Origin of the sequence: Aquisalibacillus elongatus (genome assembly GCF_003843875.1) — a bacterium.
Taxonomy (GTDB): Bacteria; Bacillota; Bacilli; order Bacillales; family Alkalibacillaceae; genus Aquisalibacillus; species Aquisalibacillus elongatus.
Genome location: NZ_RKRF01000010.1, coordinates 235,727 through 253,072 on the forward strand (window position 1 = coordinate 235,727; position 17,346 = coordinate 253,072).

The window sequence follows — 17,346 nt, forward strand, 5'->3', positions numbered from 1 at the left end:
GTATGAAAACATTCAAGCTAATATCTATAGACATTTTAGAAAAGTCCGGAGATGAATTAGAATATATTGAAGTCGATATGATGGATGGTCTTATTATTGATCGAGAAATTGAACAAGATCGTTGGTTAATTGAATGTTTTATACCTGTAAAGTATTTAAAGTACTTTAAGCAAAAACAAAGCGAAGACAGAGAATTTGTTGTTCAGGTCAGAATCTCTAAAGCAGCTAATCCAAAAGCAACCATCGTGGCAAAAGTGAATTCGATTAATGAGATAGAAGATGATATAAACGTGATTTTAATTGGTAACTTAGTAAATCGAGAGCGTGAACAAATTGAACAAATGCTACAAGATTTAATTGAGGCTGGTTATCAGGGTGCTTCTCTTCTAAAGAGGTTTAAGGAAAAAAATCAAGAAAGCTTCTTCTAATAAGAAATTTGTATGTATTTGTAGAAATTGCAGGAATTAATGCATAAAAAGGAGAAACAATTATGTACGGTGTTAAAAATGGGCTAAAAGCTAAAGCTATTTTGGATCGATTGTCAGTGGTTCAATTGATCTCCATGTATTATTTAGCAGCCGTTACGTTAGTCACAATATTACTGTCTTTACCAATCGCACATAAAGACGGCGTTACACTTAGTTTTATGGAAGTATTATTCACTTCTGTAAGTGCCGTTAGTGTGACTGGATTAACGGTTGTCTCTACGGCGGAGTCCTTTAGTGTGTTTGGTGTTATTGTCATTGCCATCGCACTTCAAATTGGTGGGCTTGGCGTCATGGCGTTAGGTACTCTAATTTGGTTAATTCTTGGTCGTAAAATCGGCTTTAGAGAGCGCCGTATGATTATGACCGATCAGAATCAGCAATCTATTGCTGGAATTGTTAGACTGGTTAAAAACATGCTAGTCCTTATTTTAACGATCGAATTTATTGGATTTATCATTTTAGGCACTTATTATTTGAATTATTATGATTCGATTATAGATGCTTATTATCAAGGTTTTTTCTCAGCGATTAGTGCTACTACAAACGGTGGGTTTGATATAACCGGTGAGTCTTTACATCTTTTCTATCAGGACTATTTTGTACAGTTTGTACATATTTTGCTTATAATTGCTGGGGCAATTGGTTTTCCAGTTTTAATAGAAATAAAAGAATATATTAAGATTGCACCAGAGAACAGGAATCTTAAACGTTTTTCATTATTTACAAAATTAACAACCCTTACTTATTTTGCTTTATTGATTTTCTCGATTATTGTAATTATTATTTTAGAATCCAACCACTACTTTGCTGGTAAACCATGGCATGAAGTGTTGTTTACAACCTTATTTCAATCTACAACCGCTAGAAGTGCAGGTTTATCAACCATGGATGTTAATGCTTTTACCGAGCAGACGCAATTGTTTTTATCAAGTATGATGTTTATTGGTGCTTCTCCAAGTAGTGTTGGGGGCGGTATTCGAACAACCACATTCGCCCTTGTAATTATCTTTATTTTAACATTTGCAAGAGGGCAGACGCATATTAAGATTTTTGGACGTCAGGTTGAAGACGAAGATTTATTTAAGGCTGTTGTAGTTACATTGTTAGCTATTATTATGTATTTATCTGCTGTGATTGTTATTACAGCTATTGAACCACATTCACTTACTAGTATTTTGTTCGAAGTAAGCAGTGCGTTCGGTACAACTGGGTTGTCGATGGGGGTCACACCAGACCTCAGTTATGTTAGTCAGTTTATTTTGATGGCCTTAATGTTTATCGGAAGAATTGGTTTGTTGACGTTCTTATTTACGTTCAATAATAAAAAGAGAAAGAGTAATTATAGTTATCCAAAAGAGAGAATCAATATTGGATAGTTGATTGAGGGGGCATATGCTTGCGACATAAAGCAAACAAATGCGGTAGTATTCCAATTCATAATTGGATTTTTGACAATATTATGGATGCCGTATTATTTATGGATCAAAATGGAATGATACTAGATTTTAATCAGGCTTCAAAAGAGTTATTACACCTAGATATCGATCAAAAACCAGAGATTACAAATTATTTGTGTTTAGATTCTCTCACACCAACAGAAGGTAAAGAACAACTTGTGAAAACGAATGAAAATCCAGAAAGGCTTATTTTAGCTAAAAGTATTTTTATTGATGATCAAATATGTTTGGTCATACGTGAGGGTGGTCTGAAAGCGAATAAAGACACGCTCCATTATTCATTTAATAATTTGATGAATGGCCCGTATGAAGGGGTTGTTATGCATGATGGAGAGAAAATTGTTGATTGTGACCAGGCGTTTGCGAGCTTATCTGGATACAACCGATCCGAGTTATTGGGGCAGTCTATTTTAGACCTTATTCATCCAAATGATCATCAAAAAATGATTAAAAGTATTCAATCTACTCATAACGCACCCTATACGGTTAAAGGGATTCGCAAGGATGATAGCGTTATTTATACTGAAATAGTCCCTGAAACACTCCAGATAGAAGAAAATTCAATGAGAATAGCTGTGGTTCGAAATATTACAGAGCGTATTGAAAATGAGAAGCAAATTGAATTTATGGCGTACTACGATGAATTAACCGATTTGCCTAACCGTAATTACTTTCAAAAAGTATTAAAAGACGAGATTAAGGCAGCTGAGTTGAGTTCACGTCAGTTAGCCGTTCACTTTATCGATTTAGATTATTTTAAACACATCAATGATACATTGGGTTATCAATTTGGAGACCAACTCTTAAAATCCTGTGCTGATCGTTTAAAGAAGTTATTATTAGAAGACGTATTTATCGCTAGAATGACCGGTGATGAGTTTTTAGTATTGCAACGTAATATCGGTAGTGAAGAAGACGCTAAAGCATTTGCGCAAAAGCTTATAAAATATTTTAAGCAACCTTTGAATGTTGATGGGTATGAAATATATACGTCTATTAGTGTAGGGATTAGCTTATATCCAGATTTAGCACAAACACCATCAGATTTAATTAAACAGGCAGATACCGCCATGAATTTAACTAAAGAACGTAATAAAAATGATTATCAAGTCTTTAAAAAATCGCTAACAGAAGGTTTTAAAGAGCGATTACACTTAGAGACAGAGTTACATAAAGCACTGAAAAATAAAGATTTTGAGTTATATTTTCAACCTCAAATTGATATTAAACAAGATGAGATCATCGGTTTAGAAGCATTATGTCGATGGAACCATATCGATAAAGGAATCATTCCACCTAATCAATTTATACCGTTAGCTGAACAAACAGGTTTAATTGTTGAGTTAGGGGATTGGGTAATCCGTGAGGCTTGCAGACAGAATAAAATGTGGCAGGACATGGGATTTCCAAAAGTAAAAGTAAGTGTCAATCTTTCTGCCAAACAGTTCTTACAGCGAGACCTTGTGAGCAATATAGCGGAAATCCTAGCGAATACAGGTCTAGAGTCTGAATATCTAGAGTTAGAGATTACCGAAAGCATGGCAATGACAAATGAGAAGTATATTATTGAAACATTAAAAGGTTTTCAAACTTTAGGAGTAAATGTCGCCTTAGATGATTTTGGAACTGGTTACTCTTCATTAAAATATTTAAGCCAATTTCCACTCAGTAAACTGAAGATTGATCGATTATTTATACAAAATAGAACCGAACAAAACATTGCAATAGTTAAAACAATCATTCATTTATCTCATTCATTAAACCTTAAAGTTATTGCAGAAGGGGTAGAGAATGAGGAAGACTTAATGTTTTTAAATAATGAAAATTGTGATGAAGTCCAAGGGTTTTATTTTAGTAAACCTTTACCAGTCAGTGAAGTGAATGGATTTTTTAATAAAAAATTATCGTAATAGAAGAGTAGGCTGCCCAAAATAAGTATCGGGCAGCCTTTTTAAGTTAGTTTTCAACTAGCCTAAACTTCATTTAGCAGTAAAAAGCAGCACCTACAATGATGAGTAAGATGAATAGAACAACAATGATCACAAAGTTGTTGTTATTGCCGTATCCTACATTGCTCCCAACATTTCCTCCGTACATACAATCACCTCCATAAGCGCTTGTAGGATATGTATATGACAAATTAAATGGGTGTGTAAGGATATTAACCTATATATAAGCATAAAAAATAGTGCGACTATCATAGCCGCACTATCCTTGCTCTTCTGATTTATCTTCCTCTTTAAGGTCTTCAGGGTCGATTTGTTGCTCTGTCTTAGATAGCAATTCGCGTTCGAATGACAAGATTTTTAATTGATCGTTTTCATACCCGATTGTAAATGTTGTTTTATAATGATGAACTTCCATAGTTTCTTCATCTTTACGAATATGGTGATCCGTTGAAACGTTGGCTTTAATTTTATCATCTTCTGGTTCTAGAAATTCCGTATCTTGAATTTCGATGTCAACAGCTTGAACACTTAAATCTCTGAAGTCTTGATAAGTACGCTTAATTTGTTCGTTACTCCCTAATAATGAATATGCAGCGAAATAATCGCGAACATTCAATGTATCATAGTAGTAATTCAGAAGATATGAAGCGTCATTTTTTAAAGACTCAGGATTAACATTTTGAACACTTTGATGATTAATATCGTAAGACAGCTCTTGATTATCCGCCATGTCTGACCACATTTGAATTAAGTCATAAACTTGAGAAATAGGGATGGTAAATCCCATGTTACCTTCACGGTTGGCTGCAGTATTAATTCCGATGATCGACCCTGTGTTCTTATGAATAAGAGGGCCGCCGCTATTACCTTGTGAAATATTAGCAGATACTTGATAAAGATTATTATATTCATAATTTTCTACTGAAAAACTTCTTCCCTTAGCTGAGATAATGCCATCAGTAAAGGTGTTTCTAAATCCGTGAGGTGAACCGACGGCTATAATTTCATCTCCCGTATTAGGTTCAAAGTTAGGGTCTATTTTCATTGAACCTTCGTTCTTAAGTTGTGGAACACGTATGACAGCAACATCTTTTTTTAAGTCCATATCAATTAAAGCCCCTGGGTAAGTAGAGGAACCGTCAGACGTTTTGACAAATATATCTGTTGCGTCTTCAACCACATGGGCATTGGTGACAATGTCGCCTTTATTATTAAATAGGAAACCTGATCCTTCACTTTGTGTCGTTGAACCGACAGCTTCGATTTGGACAACGTACTTTTGTGCTTCGTGGATGATTGTCTGTAAATCTTTCACTTCAGTATTGTTATCGTCCTCAACAACCTCGACAATCCCCTCAGATTCAGCTAATACCTCTTGATCCCAACTTGTGTAATAAAAGTACATGGCTATAGCTGAAATAAATAAAATGACAACCGATAACGTAATCGGTAAAACTAGGTTTTGTTTATGTGGCATTGTATCACTCCTATTGGCCTTCTAAATACCACTGAATTTGTTCAATATTAACGTCTACTGTTACATCGTCTTCAATTTCAAAGTGAGTATATTCGAACTGGCCCGTTTCTTCAGGGTACAGCGTTTCTGGATATAAGAAGGTTTCATTCTCGGCTAATACTTCATCAGATTCCTGATCCGTCAATATATACTTTACAGAAATCGAATAAATAGGGACCGTGGCTATACTTTTAATTTGTCCTGACACGATCAATTCATCATTATCGTTTCTATCAGTTTCAATACCGATAAGCTCAACCGCGTCGTTGGCATTGTTTTCTTGTTCGATTTCGTATTGATTTAACGCTTGTTGAATTCGTTCTTGTTGTTCCGTTTCAAAAGCTACTTGCTGTTTTTCAATCGTCGTTTTTAAACTTTCAAGCCTTTCATTATCTGGAACGTATTTCAACGCATCATTTACAACGGCAAGGGCATTTGAAAAATGGTTTTGATTTAACTCTTCATTCGCACGATTGAAAGAATGGTTTACAATTCGTTCTTTCATTTGGTCCTCTAGTTGACCTGCTTCATCTGTATTAATGGACTCAACCTGATAAAGCTGCATTTTCAGCTCATCAATACTGGAGTCGTCTTCTAATTGATATTTGACTTGAGAGATTTTAATTTCATTACGTTTTTCTAAAATATCACTTAATAATTCATTGATAACTTCACCGTTATATTTGTTTAATTGGCTTTCTATATCTTGTGTCAAATTAATAGCTTGTTGAAACGACTGCTCTTCAATCATAGAATCAACAGCATTTAGCTCTTCATTCACCTCTATAGCGATATCCATGAATTCCATACTGTCAGAAGCAGCTGTGAAATTACTCTTGTATTCTAGTGATTGACGAAATTTTTCTTTAGCATTTAAGTATTGTCCCTCTAAAGCTAATTCAATTCCTTCTTCATAAGTTTCAACCGCTTTGTCTTGCTGATAATCGAGATAAAAATGTATAATGATGGCGATTAATAATACTAGAATTAATGTCGATAATGGAGCTAACCACCATTTATTAAAGCCTTTTTCGGATGGTTCATTAAATCGTTCGTCTGTGTCTGTTGGAAGCTTGGAACCACAAGAGACGCAATATAGTTCTTCATCTCGTGTTTCAGCCCCACATTTTGGGCAGTAAAACATGTTCATCACCTAATCTATAATTATGTATTTATGGTATTGATTTTTGACAATAAGTTTAAGGTTATGTCACTATTTTACAATATAGAAGAAAATAAAAAAATGAATATGTATGATATAATATTTTTGGTAAACTAATAGTAACATAAGATATATCTTTTCTGAGGAGGAATTTTCATGGAATCACTTGATACTGTCATGGGGATTGTCAGCTTAGCATTACTAGCTACATTCATTGGCTATTGCCTTTTCGATAACGCAAAACATTAATACTTACATTATATTTGACGTACTCAAAGTGTGGAATGTTTCATTCATTCCACACTTTTTTTATTTTTTTACGATTGTATGAGTGAACAAGGAGGTGAATGTAATGGCAACTCAAGTAAAAACAAGAACTCAGCTTCAATTAATGTTTGATGCTGGTATTGGTGAAGACGGTAAAAACATTATAAAACGTCGTTCATTTAATCAGGTGAAGATGGATACAACGGCTGATCAGCTTTATGCGGTCAGTGATGCGTTAGCTTCACTACAAGAGCATGCATTAGTGAACATTGTTCGAAATGACTCCTTTGATGTTAACGAATTATAAAAGCGACATGACAATATAGAGAAGGGAGGGTTAATAAATGGCAAAGCGTTTAGAACTTAAATTCAAAAACGAAGAGGGGAAAGTTGCGACGATCTCGTTGGATAATCCGATTGAGCCAACTGATCCTGTGGCGGTTCAACAAGCGATGGATACCATCATTTCTAATGATGTGTTTCTTTCTAGCGGGGGGTCATTTGTGGAAGTAGACAGTGCTCGAATTGTAGATCGTACTGTCACTGAAATCCCATTAACATAATGATTCAGAGAAAAAGGCCTTATGAATTTAAGGTCTTTTTCTTATTTAGAATTGTAAACTGAAAGGAGGACTCGGTATGGAAGCTTGGGTGAATTGGATTCCTGAAGTTGGTTTTCCGATTTTGGTAACATTTTATTTGTTACACCGAATTGAAAAACGACTTGAGGAGCTAAACGAATCCATATTACACTTACCGAAACATTTGAACTAAAAACATAGTGGCTGAGACAATAAATAAAGTAAAGACCGTACATTGATTGGGGCGTCTTAATCATTGTACGGTCTCTATTATATGCTCCGTCAAAATACTCCGCTTTCCGCAGGCACGGCGCGGGCTTCCCAAAACTCACTCCCGTTCGTTACACTAAGGGTGTTCGGGTAAGTACGCAACGTCCTGTTGCAACGCCGAATTGACCCACATCCTGTGGCCCTCGGCTCGTGCGTTCCTGCAGGAGTCTACGTATTTTGACTACGCTTGACATGCATTTCTATCTACTTGACTTTTTCAATTGTAATATACCTTTTTCAACAAACTCTATTACTTTTATCGTGTAAATGAAATTTGATCAAACGGGAAAATGATAAACTCAGACCTGCCGATAATATCGTCCTCATTAATATCTCCTAAGCCATTTCGACTGTCCTTACTAATATCACGATTATCTCCAACGACAAAATATTGGTCTGCGGGTACTTTTTTCGGGCCAAAGTCCTCTGTTTCTTGACGCTGTTCAGGAGATATATATGGTTCATTCACAGGTTGACCGTCAATATATAGTTGATGGTCTTTGAATTCAACTGTTTCATTCGGTAATCCGATGATTCGTTTCACATAGTTTTTATTCGGGTGTTGAATAATGACTATGTCACCACGCTCTGGTTCATCCAAAAGATATACAGCTTTATTAAAAATGACCCTTTCTCCATTATGTAAAGTAGGGTCCATACTAGTTCCTTCTACAATGGACGTCGCAAATACATATGACCTTAGAAAGAATGCTAATACAACAGCTATAAGAATTGCCTTTGTCCATTCCCATATTTCTTTTTTCAAGGAAATCTCCCTTTCAACCATATCTATATTTATATCCTACCACATATTTCTGTTTAAAGTATTTAATATTATTTATAATTATTTTACAACTTTATTAACAATGTATAAAATAGTGTGTTAGATAAACTATTATATGTTATGATGTTTGATATATTCAGCATTTCCCGAGGAGGAACGACTGTGTCAAAACAATTCAAACTACAAAAATTACAAAGTGAGATTGAGCAGCTTAGAAGCAAAATGGAAGAGATCGCTTCCACTTATGGTTATACAAGCAAGGAATCTATTCAACTCTCTCAAGAATTAGACTACCTTTTAAATGAATATCAATGCATTAGCTCTTGTAACAAAGTTCCAACACGTTAACCTTTGTTCGTTTTTATAAATTCCTCCAGTCGATCTAACCCTTCTTTTAATACTTCTTCATGGTAGGCATAAGAGATCCTCATATATCCTTGCCCGTAAGATGAAAAGGCATCACCAGGTACTAAAGCTAACTTAGCTTCTTTTACTAATGTTAATCCAAAGTCAAATGATGTTTGATCGCTAGGTGCAAGCTTTGGAAACACATAAAAAGCACCGTCTGGTATTACAACATCAATCCCCATCTCAGTAAGTCGCTTAACGACATAATTTCTTCTCTTTAAATAACTTTCTCTCATTTCTTTAGGGTCATTTATACCATTTGTTAAGGCTTCTAGTGCAGCGTATTGACTAGTAGAGGTCGGACATGACACATTATATTGATGTACTTTCAGGACGTGTTTTTGTAAATTTTTCGGCCCCATCAAAAATCCAATACGGAATCCTGTCATAGAATGTGATTTAGAGACACCTTGAACAATAAAGGTTTGGTTTCGTACTTCTTCAAATGCTCCGATAGACACGTGTGGCTTCTCATAAGTTAATTCACTGTAGATTTCATCAGCTAAAATAAAAATAGAATAATCCTTTAGTAATGTTGCAATATCCTTTAATTCGTTTTCATCCATTGATACCCCTGTCGGATTAGATGGGTAAGGTAAGATCACACATTTAGTATTCTCGGTGATATGTTTTTCGATTAAATCAGCTGTAAACTTAAAATTATGTTTTCTTGTATCAACGTAAACGGGTTTGCCTCCAGCTAGTTTAATTAAAGGTTCGTATGCTGGATAAACTGGACCAGGTAACAGTACTTCATCACCGGGGGATAAGATAGTTCTTAGAGTAATATCGATAGCTTGTGATGCTCCAACCGTAACGATAATTTCATCTTGAGGATTATAATTCAGCTGATAATTTTGTTTAACGTAGTTTGAGATTGCTTCTCGTAATTCTAACACACCAGCATTAGGTGTATAAGTCGTTAGGTTTTGATCTAATGATTGTTTGGCTGCTTCTTTAATATGCTCAGGCGTCTGAAAATCAGGCTGTCCAATGGTGAGGGAAATCATATCTTTCTTACCTTGTACCATATTAAAGAATTGACGTATACCGGAGATCTCAATATTTTTGACGTTTTGGTTAATGCGTTGTTCCAATGTTATTCACCGCTCTTTCTCGTATTAAAAAATTTCAATCAGTGAGACCATCAAGATAATTCCAAAAATAAACGAATGGGTCGCAGGTCGTTCGTGTCCATCCCCGTGACTTTCTGGGATTAGTTCCTTGTAGATAATAAATAGCATAGCACCTGAGGCAAATGCTAGTCCATATGAAACTAAGCCGTCAAACATATTAGTTAAAAAGAAGCCCAATAGAGCAGTTGCGACTTCTACAAGCCCTGTCATAGTTGCAATAATAAATGCAATGAATCGATTAAGCTTTTGATATATGAGAAATAAGGCAACTAAAAATCCTTCTGGCGCATTTTGGGTACCAATAGCAATAGCAACTAATTCACCTAGACCTTCTTGCCCAGAAGCATAACTAACACCAGTAGCCAGTCCTTCGGGAATATTGTGAAGAGTAATTGCAGCAATGACTAACATAGCTTTTTGGTCAATTTGAATGCTTTGGTTTAAGTTTTCAACATGTATATGAGGGATAAAATTTTCCAATAATGATAAAAGTAACGCACCTAATATTAGACCGATAATTAAATGTGTTAATGTTCCGAATTCTAAAGCTTCAGGAATTAAACTTAATAAAGCTGCTGCTAGCATAACACCACCAGCAAAGGCTAGTAATATATCACGCCATTTATGGGTTAATCTTTTGATAAATAGTACTGGTATTGCGCCAACCCCTGTTGCAAGCCCAGCTAGAAGGCTTCCAATTAGTACTTCGTTCATAGTGGTAATCCTTTCTTTAAACATAGGGAGTGAATGTATTTTGCTACAGTATGTATTTCATACAACTCTTTGTTTGATTTTAGTTTTTTGTGCCTATTTAATCTTAAAACCATTATTAATCAAATTAGTAAAACAAAAATGTGTGATGACATTGAATTATCTAGCGGCATCTTTAATTACATCATTGATTATTTTAACGGGATTGATATTGACACAAGATAATAATAGCTTAGCCTATCAGCCATTAGAAATTATAGGAGCACTATGGATTTCAATAGTTATTATAGGGTGTATTTTGATCATAACGCTAATTGTAAAAAGGACTAAACAGTATTTCAGGACCCGATCGTAATTCATAGTTTTTATTTTACTCCTCTTTACATATGATTTAAAACATTTAAAATTAAACAAAAAGGGGAGTTTTACAAATGGAAATTTTATTTATGGTCTTTTTCTTTATCTTTATATTATTTATTTTAAATATCTTTACAAGTATTTGGGCTTATCGTGATTCGATTCAAAAAGGGAACAGCAAGGAATATGCGATTATTGTTCTAATTGGGACTTTATTTTTCCCATTATTAGGTCTCATTGTTTACCTAATTATAAGAAATGATTAATCCAGGTTGGAGACCTGGATTAATTTTTTGATTAGACAAAAAAATGCGAATAGCATTTAGCTATTCGCGAATAAGATTTTAGTTTTTATACGCTTTTAAGTAATCTACAATTTTCTCTACTTCATCCATTTGAGTTCCTTTGAAACGATTAATCATTTCGCCATCAGGTGATATTAGCATGAAACTCGTATCGTGTGTAACCTGATCCTCGCCATCTACTTTCGTCACTAAAGCTTGAAAAGAATTCGAAGCAAAACTTTCTATATCCTTTTGGCTATAGCCAGTTAAAAAATCCCAATTATCAAATTCCGCTCCGTGCTTCTCTCCAAACTCTTTCAAATCTTCAGGATCATCGATTGTTGGGTCAACAGAAAAAGATACAAGCCTTGTGTCTATCCCCTCTTCATCAAGCATGCCTTGCAACTGTGCCATGTTTGATGTCATTGGTGGACATACTGTATTACAATTCGTAAAAATTAAATTAGCAATCCAATAATCGCCCTTTACGTCATCTAATGAAACTGTTTCACCATCTTGATTAGTAAAGCTAAAACCTTCAACTTCATTATCAAATTCTGGTTTATATTCTTTTCCATCTTCAGAACTTCCACATGCCACTAATATGAAACTAAGAAGAAGGAAAGAAAAGATTAAACCATATTTTTTAAGCATTTTCAACACTCCAATCATAACCAATTTTATTTTAGCATGAACGGATGTGTATTATAATTGAAATCATGTCCTATTTTTAACAATTCGTTGACACACTTAAGATTTTGACACTAGTGTATAAAGGTTTATTTCAGGTCTGCACAAAAAACGGAAGGGGAGTCTGGTCGTCCCAAGGCCTCTTGAAACTTGCAATTGAAGTGGTCGTTCACCAATCTCGTAAGACCCTTCTACATAGTTTGTTCCAAGGTCAGGCGTTACAATATATCCGATCAAAGGCAACTGGATTTGTCCGCCGTGACTGTGACCTGACAATTGTAAATCAAATGAATACTGTTTCGCTTCATCAGCATAATCTGGTTCATGACATAAAAGCACATTAAACTGATCAACTTCGCTTGAATCTATTAAACCTTTTAGATCGGGTCGTCCTAATAAGACGTCATCTAACCCTGAAAGGTTTATATATTCTCCGTCTTTATCTATTTGTACCGTTTCATTTTTTAATAATTTAAACCCACTTCGCTCCATATAATCATAGATGATGGACGTACCAAAACCTCCATGGTCATGATTTCCGTAAATCCAATACTTCCCGTAAGGTGCCTCGATTTTAGACAGTAAGTTTGAAACTTTATCTAGTGTTTGACTGGAAATTCGAGAAGGATCATCCGCAAGGTCACCCGTAAACACAATTAAATCTGCTGAATGATGATTGACTTGATTAACCATTTTCTCAAATTCTTCTAAGTTATATTGAAAACCAATATGTGTATCAGTGATTTGTAATATTTTAAACCCATCAAATGATGAAGGTAATCTAGTCGATGCAACATCTTTATAAATGGTTTTTAACCATTTTGGTTCAAGTTCATGTGCATAGTAATATCCCCCATAGGACAAACCAACTGCCCCAAGGGTTCCAAATGTTAACCTTTTAATAAAACTTCTTCTTGTTAATTTTTTAGTCATGATGAACATCCTCTAAAAACAGTTTAAATCTATTATAGCATGGTATTTTTATTTTATATATGAGATAATATGTGAAAAATGAATGAATATTCAGTTTTGGATGAGGGGGATTTTTATGAAAAATGAAGTCGTAATTGTAACAGGTGGATCTAACGGCATGGGGAAGTACATGGCGAAAAAGTTTGCCCATGAAGGAGCGAAAGTAGTCATTACGGGTCGTAATGAGGAACGATTACAGTCGGCTAAAGAAGAAATTGTAAGTGAAAAAGATTCAAGTGTCTTACCGATTGTCATGGATGTCCGTAACATGGAAGATGTCGAGCGGATGGTGAAAGAGACAGTGGATGAATTTGGTTCGATCCATCACCTTGTAAATAATGCAGCAGGTAATTTTATTGCACCTACTGAGAAACTTTCCGTGAATGGCTGGAATTCTGTTATTGATATTGTTCTAAATGGTACATTCTACTGCAGTAAGGCCGTTGGCGATTATTGGATTGATAATGGTATTAAAGGTAGTATCGTTAATATGGTAGCTACTTATGCTTGGAATGCTGGAGCTGGAGTCATCCATTCAGCCTCCGCAAAAGCCGGTGTGTTAACGATGACGAGGACACTTGCTGTAGAATGGGGCAGAAAATATGGCATTCGAGCGAATGCGATTGCTCCGGGGCCAATTGATCGAACAGGGGGAGCAGATCGTTTATGGGAATCAGAAGAAGCTGCTAAGCGAACATTGAATTCTGTCCCATTAGGGCGCTTAGGTGAACCAGAAGAAATTGCTGATTTAGCTTATTTTATTCTAAACGATGCTAAATATATGAACGGGGAAGTCGTCACATTAGATGGCGGGCAGTGGTTGAATCAATTTCCGTTTTAAGGTATTCCAAACTATAGCGTTGTCAAAAAAAGATCCAGACAGATTCATTCGAATCGTCTGGATCTTTAATTATATTAAAACAACATAGAATAATATCGCAAAGAAGTGGAACGCACTACCGGCAATGACAAAGAGGTGCCAGACTGCATGGTGGTATGGAAATCCACGCCACATGTAAAAAATACTTCCGACAGAGTAAAAAATACCACCAACAATTAAGTAAACTAATCCTTCTAATGCCATTTCTGCCGCTAATGGGTTCCAAACAAAAACAATAAACCAACCTAAGAATATATAAATCAATGTAGAGACAATCATAAAGCGTTTTACGAAGAAGATTTTAAAGATAATCCCTAAGATCGCTACGCCCCATATGACTCCTAATAATGTCCAACCAATAGGACCGCGTAACAAGACTAACAAGATCGGTGTGTAAGTCCCTGCGATAAATAAGTAAATCGATGAATGGTCAAGGAATAAGAAAAAATCTTTAGCCTTACCGTCTCTTAGACTATGTACAATCGTTGAAGATAAATACATAATTAACATCGACGTTCCATATACTGTAACTGACACAATGTGCCAAACATTGCCGTACAATGAAGAATAAACAATTAATATGACTAACCCTGCAATACTTAATAGGGCGCCTAAACCATGGGTGAGGGCGTTGATGTGCTCCTCTTTTCTGGTAAACTCGTGGGTCATGAACATCCCTTCTTTCTATAACTCTAGTTTAATTATACACGTATAACCCCTGCAATGATAACTTTTAACCAACATGTGTTATAAAAGCGCTTTTATGTTAAAATATTGTTTGGGTGTTACTCCTGTTTAGAGAACTAAGGAGGGGAGTAAATGTTAGATTTAACGAACTTTGATTTATCATCAATACCAGTAAAACGAGACATGATTGAAGCAGAAAAAGTAGCACACGTCCAACTTCAAAACCCACTCGAACACGCGTTATTAGTCTTAACAAAAACAGGCTACAATGCCGTACCAGTCTTAGATTTAAATGGACGTTTTTGTGGAATTATAAGCAAATCGGACATTGTCGAGGCTATGTTTGGAATCGAACAAATAGAAGTAGATAAGTTGTATGAAAATACAGTAGAGGATGTCATGCATTCAGATGTACCAACGGTTTCTGAGCATGATACGTTAGAAAAAGCACTCCACGTATTAATCGATCATTCTTTTGCTTGCGTACTTAATCAAGACGATGAAATGATTGGTATTTACACTCGACGAGAGATTTTAAAACAATTTAGAAATGAATTTTATGAACAACAGTCCAAATAATGCTTGTCAGACAAATACGCTCTTTGATAAAGTAAAGTAAAATTTAATATTGTAATTGGAGGATTCAACATGAAGATGATGGATGCGAATGAAATTATTGAATTCATTTCAAACGCTAAGAAATCAACACCTGTTAAAGTTTATGTAAAAGGCAAAAAGCTGAATGGAATCGAATTCCATGATGACATTCAGGCTTTTATGGATGAAGAAACAGGAGTACTTTTCGGCGAGTGGAAGGTTGTTAAAGAAGACCTTGAGAAGTTTAGTCATTTAATTGAGGACTATGTCATTGAAAATGACCGTCGTAACTCAGCGATTCCACTATTAGATTTAAAAGGAATAAATGCACGTATTGAGCCTGGTGCTATTATCCGTGATCAAGTGGAGATTGGTGATGGCGTTGTCATTATGATGGGTGCATCCATTAATATTGGAGCGGCGATTGGCGAAGGCACGATGATTGATATGAATGCTGTACTTGGTGGTCGCGCAACAGTAGGTAAGAACTGCCATATTGGTGCGGGAACTGTATTAGCTGGCGTCATAGAGCCACCATCAGCCAAGCCTGTTATGGTTGAAGACGGTGTTGTCATTGGTGCGAATGCCGTTATTTTAGAAGGTGTAACAGTTGGAGAAGGGTCAGTTGTTGCAGCTGGTGCAATTGTAACGGAAGATGTTCCTCCGAATACAGTTGTCGCTGGTACGCCTGCTAAAGTCGTTAAAGAAATTGACGATCAAACGAAAACAAAAACAGAAGTAGTGAGTGCACTTCGAAAATTAGATGATTAATGAAAAAAGCGGGGACTATACAGCCCCCGCTTTTTTAACGATGAAAGGTAGAGATTTATGGCGCAAGATTGGATCAAGGTAAGGAGAGACCTGCATCAAATTCCAGAGATCGGTTTCCAGGAGTTTAAAACACAAGCGTATTTATTGGATTTCATTAAAAGTCTTCCTCAAGAATTTTTAACAATTGAATCATGGCGAACAGGACTGTTTGTGTTTGTTGAAGGTCGAGTTGGAGATGAGACGGTGGCGTATCGTACGGATATTGATGGCTTACCAATTACAGAGGAAACGAGTTTTGATTTTCATTCTCAACACGACGGTTATATGCATGCGTGTGGTCATGATTTTCACATGACGATTGCTCTTGGTGCTTTGGAACATTTCTCAATCAACCAACCAGAGGATCATGTATTATTCATTTTCCAACCGGCAGAAGAAGGGCCAGGTGGTGCACAACCAATGTTAGCAAGTGAGGCAATCAAGCAGTATCAGCCTGACTGGATTTTTGCCTTACATATTGATCCAAAGCTTTCTGTTGGGACTGTGAGTTCTAAGCCAGGGTTGTTATTTGCGAATACGAGCGAATTATTTATTGATTTTAAAGGAAAAGGTGGTCATGCAGCTTACCCTCATGAAACTAAAGATATGATCATGGCTGCAAGTACGTTTAATTTACAATCACAACAGCTTGTTAGTCGTATGCGCGATCCGTTAAATCCTGCCGTTGTGACAATTGGTAAAATGGAGGCTGGAACAGTTCAAAACATTATCGCTGAAAACGCTAGAGTAGAAGGAACCATTCGGACCATTAAGCCAGAGACAATGGATACGGTTAAAAGTGGTATTGAGCGAATATTAAGTGGCATTGAGACACGTTTTGATTGCACGACGAGCGTGGATTATGGAGCCAATTATTATATGGTCCATAATGATGAGCGTTTTGTCGAGAGATTCAAGCGTGCACTCAATGGTAGCAGTATTCAATATAAAGAAGCACCTGAGGCCATGACTGGCGAGGACTTTGGCTATTTTCTGAAAGAGATTCCGGGATTTATGTTCTGGCTAGGCGTTGACTCGCCATATGGTCTTCATAACAGTAAGCTAAATCCAAATGAAGAAGCGATTGAAGTTGGCATTGAGGCCGTTATAAGAACAATTAAAAGTCATTCGTGATGAACTTACCCACTATAATGGTGGGAGACTTCGTGAAGAAAAGAACTATTTTATTAATACTAATATTGTTTTTAATATTATTGGCTTTTTGTTTCTGAATCCACAGGATAAGGTACTGCACCCCAAAAGTTAGAGTAAAAATCTAACTTTTGGGGTGTTTTCATATGGCAAAATATAGTGATAGTTTTAAATTAAAAATTGTTAAG

At 35.8% G+C, this 17,346-nt stretch carries 21 protein-coding genes; 12 read left to right on the plus strand and 9 right to left on the minus strand.

The window, feature by feature from the left end; genetic code table 11:
• Positions 1–2 precede the first annotated feature (2 nt).
• The 3 genes from EDC24_RS11055 to EDC24_RS11065 all read left to right on the plus strand — a co-directional run bounded on the left by EDC24_RS11055 (position 3) and on the right by EDC24_RS11065 (position 3,855).
• Positions 3–428: a YwpF family protein gene (locus EDC24_RS11055; protein WP_170158567.1), complete on the plus strand. Its 426-nt coding sequence runs from the start codon at positions 3–5 to the stop codon at positions 426–428.
• A gap of 62 nt (positions 429–490) precedes the next feature.
• Entirely contained in the window at positions 491–1,864 is a 1,374-nt protein-coding gene (locus tag EDC24_RS11060; protein WP_124222543.1) for a TrkH family potassium uptake protein, read from the plus strand.
• Positions 1,865–1,884: 20 nt separating this feature from the next.
• A complete protein-coding gene (locus EDC24_RS11065; RefSeq protein ID WP_124222545.1) occupies positions 1,885–3,855 on the plus strand; it encodes a sensor domain-containing protein in 1,971 nt (656 codons plus the stop codon).
• Positions 3,856–3,928: 73 nt separating this feature from the next.
• Here EDC24_RS11065 and EDC24_RS11070 read toward each other — a convergent pair whose 3' ends face one another.
• The 3 genes from EDC24_RS11070 to EDC24_RS11080 form a co-directional block, all read right to left on the minus strand.
• Complete coding sequence (locus EDC24_RS11070) at positions 3,929–4,042, minus strand: YjcZ family sporulation protein (RefSeq protein ID WP_124222547.1); 114 nt, start codon at positions 4,040–4,042, stop codon at positions 3,929–3,931.
• A 111-nt stretch (positions 4,043–4,153) separates the two neighbouring features.
• Positions 4,154–5,371, minus strand: coding sequence for a S1C family serine protease (locus EDC24_RS11075; RefSeq protein WP_124222549.1), 1,218 nt, complete (start codon positions 5,369–5,371; stop codon positions 4,154–4,156).
• Between the two features lie 10 nt (positions 5,372–5,381).
• Entirely contained in the window at positions 5,382–6,554 is a 1,173-nt protein-coding gene (locus tag EDC24_RS11080) for a zinc ribbon domain-containing protein (RefSeq protein WP_124222551.1), read from the minus strand.
• Positions 6,555–6,924: 370 nt separating this feature from the next.
• On the opposite strand from EDC24_RS11080, the gene EDC24_RS11085 reads away from it, so the two are divergent.
• The 3 genes from EDC24_RS11085 to EDC24_RS11095 all read left to right on the plus strand — a co-directional run bounded on the left by EDC24_RS11085 (position 6,925) and on the right by EDC24_RS11095 (position 7,613).
• Complete coding sequence (locus EDC24_RS11085) at positions 6,925–7,146, plus strand: DUF1659 domain-containing protein (RefSeq protein ID WP_124222553.1); 222 nt, start codon at positions 6,925–6,927, stop codon at positions 7,144–7,146.
• A gap of 37 nt (positions 7,147–7,183) precedes the next feature.
• Positions 7,184–7,402: a DUF2922 domain-containing protein gene (locus EDC24_RS11090; RefSeq protein ID WP_124222555.1), complete on the plus strand. Its 219-nt coding sequence runs from the start codon at positions 7,184–7,186 to the stop codon at positions 7,400–7,402.
• A 76-nt stretch (positions 7,403–7,478) separates the two neighbouring features.
• On the plus strand, positions 7,479–7,613 hold the full coding sequence (locus EDC24_RS11095; RefSeq protein ID WP_124222557.1) for a YvrJ family protein: 135 nt from the start codon (positions 7,479–7,481) through the stop codon (positions 7,611–7,613).
• A gap of 333 nt (positions 7,614–7,946) precedes the next feature.
• On the opposite strand, the gene lepB is transcribed toward EDC24_RS11095, so the two are convergent.
• Positions 7,947–8,477, minus strand: coding sequence for a signal peptidase I (gene lepB / locus EDC24_RS11100; RefSeq protein WP_124222559.1), 531 nt, complete (start codon positions 8,475–8,477; stop codon positions 7,947–7,949).
• Between the two features lie 159 nt (positions 8,478–8,636).
• On the opposite strand from lepB, the gene EDC24_RS15320 reads away from it, so the two are divergent.
• Complete coding sequence (locus EDC24_RS15320; RefSeq protein WP_281274521.1) at positions 8,637–8,822, plus strand: aspartyl-phosphate phosphatase Spo0E family protein; 186 nt, start codon at positions 8,637–8,639, stop codon at positions 8,820–8,822.
• Here the strand turns inward: EDC24_RS15320 and EDC24_RS11110 are convergent.
• On the minus strand, positions 8,819–9,979 hold the full coding sequence (locus EDC24_RS11110; protein WP_124222561.1) for an aminotransferase A: 1,161 nt from the start codon (positions 9,977–9,979) through the stop codon (positions 8,819–8,821). The two genes, EDC24_RS15320 and EDC24_RS11110, sit on opposite strands and share 4 nt — an antisense overlap.
• Before the next feature lie 24 nt (positions 9,980–10,003).
• Positions 10,004–10,732: a ZIP family metal transporter gene (locus EDC24_RS11115; RefSeq protein WP_124222563.1), complete on the minus strand. Its 729-nt coding sequence runs from the start codon at positions 10,730–10,732 to the stop codon at positions 10,004–10,006.
• A gap of 428 nt (positions 10,733–11,160) precedes the next feature.
• Between EDC24_RS11115 and EDC24_RS11120 the strand changes: the two genes are divergently transcribed.
• Complete coding sequence (locus EDC24_RS11120; protein WP_124222565.1) at positions 11,161–11,352, plus strand: PLDc N-terminal domain-containing protein; 192 nt, start codon at positions 11,161–11,163, stop codon at positions 11,350–11,352.
• A gap of 78 nt (positions 11,353–11,430) precedes the next feature.
• Here EDC24_RS11120 and EDC24_RS11125 read toward each other — a convergent pair whose 3' ends face one another.
• Together EDC24_RS11125 and EDC24_RS11130 are read right to left on the minus strand one after the other, a co-directional pair.
• The gene (locus EDC24_RS11125; RefSeq protein ID WP_170158568.1) at positions 11,431–12,024 is read right to left on the minus strand and encodes an SCO family protein; all 594 of its coding nucleotides are present in this window, start codon (positions 12,022–12,024) and stop codon (positions 11,431–11,433) included.
• Positions 12,025–12,120: 96 nt separating this feature from the next.
• Positions 12,121–12,993, minus strand: a complete 873-nt coding sequence (locus EDC24_RS11130; RefSeq protein WP_245998131.1) for a metallophosphoesterase — start codon at positions 12,991–12,993, stop codon at positions 12,121–12,123.
• A gap of 115 nt (positions 12,994–13,108) precedes the next feature.
• On the opposite strand from EDC24_RS11130, the gene fadH reads away from it, so the two are divergent.
• Complete coding sequence (gene fadH, locus EDC24_RS11135) at positions 13,109–13,873, plus strand: 2,4-dienoyl-CoA reductase (RefSeq protein ID WP_124222571.1); 765 nt, start codon at positions 13,109–13,111, stop codon at positions 13,871–13,873.
• A gap of 69 nt (positions 13,874–13,942) precedes the next feature.
• Here fadH and trhA read toward each other — a convergent pair whose 3' ends face one another.
• Positions 13,943–14,587: a PAQR family membrane homeostasis protein TrhA gene (trhA, locus tag EDC24_RS11140; RefSeq protein WP_124222573.1), complete on the minus strand. Its 645-nt coding sequence runs from the start codon at positions 14,585–14,587 to the stop codon at positions 13,943–13,945.
• A gap of 144 nt (positions 14,588–14,731) precedes the next feature.
• On the opposite strand from trhA, the gene cbpB reads away from it, so the two are divergent.
• The 3 genes from cbpB (at position 14,732) to EDC24_RS11155 (ending at position 17,140) form a co-directional block, all read left to right on the plus strand.
• Positions 14,732–15,178, plus strand: coding sequence for a cyclic-di-AMP-binding protein CbpB (gene cbpB / locus EDC24_RS11145; RefSeq protein ID WP_124222575.1), 447 nt, complete (start codon positions 14,732–14,734; stop codon positions 15,176–15,178).
• 69 nt (positions 15,179–15,247) lie between these two features.
• Complete coding sequence (dapD, locus tag EDC24_RS11150) at positions 15,248–15,967, plus strand: 2,3,4,5-tetrahydropyridine-2,6-dicarboxylate N-acetyltransferase (RefSeq protein WP_124222577.1); 720 nt, start codon at positions 15,248–15,250, stop codon at positions 15,965–15,967.
• 57 nt (positions 15,968–16,024) lie between these two features.
• Positions 16,025–17,140, plus strand: coding sequence for an N-acetyldiaminopimelate deacetylase (locus EDC24_RS11155; protein WP_124222579.1), 1,116 nt, complete (start codon positions 16,025–16,027; stop codon positions 17,138–17,140).
• The last annotated feature ends 206 nt before the right edge of the window (positions 17,141–17,346 follow it).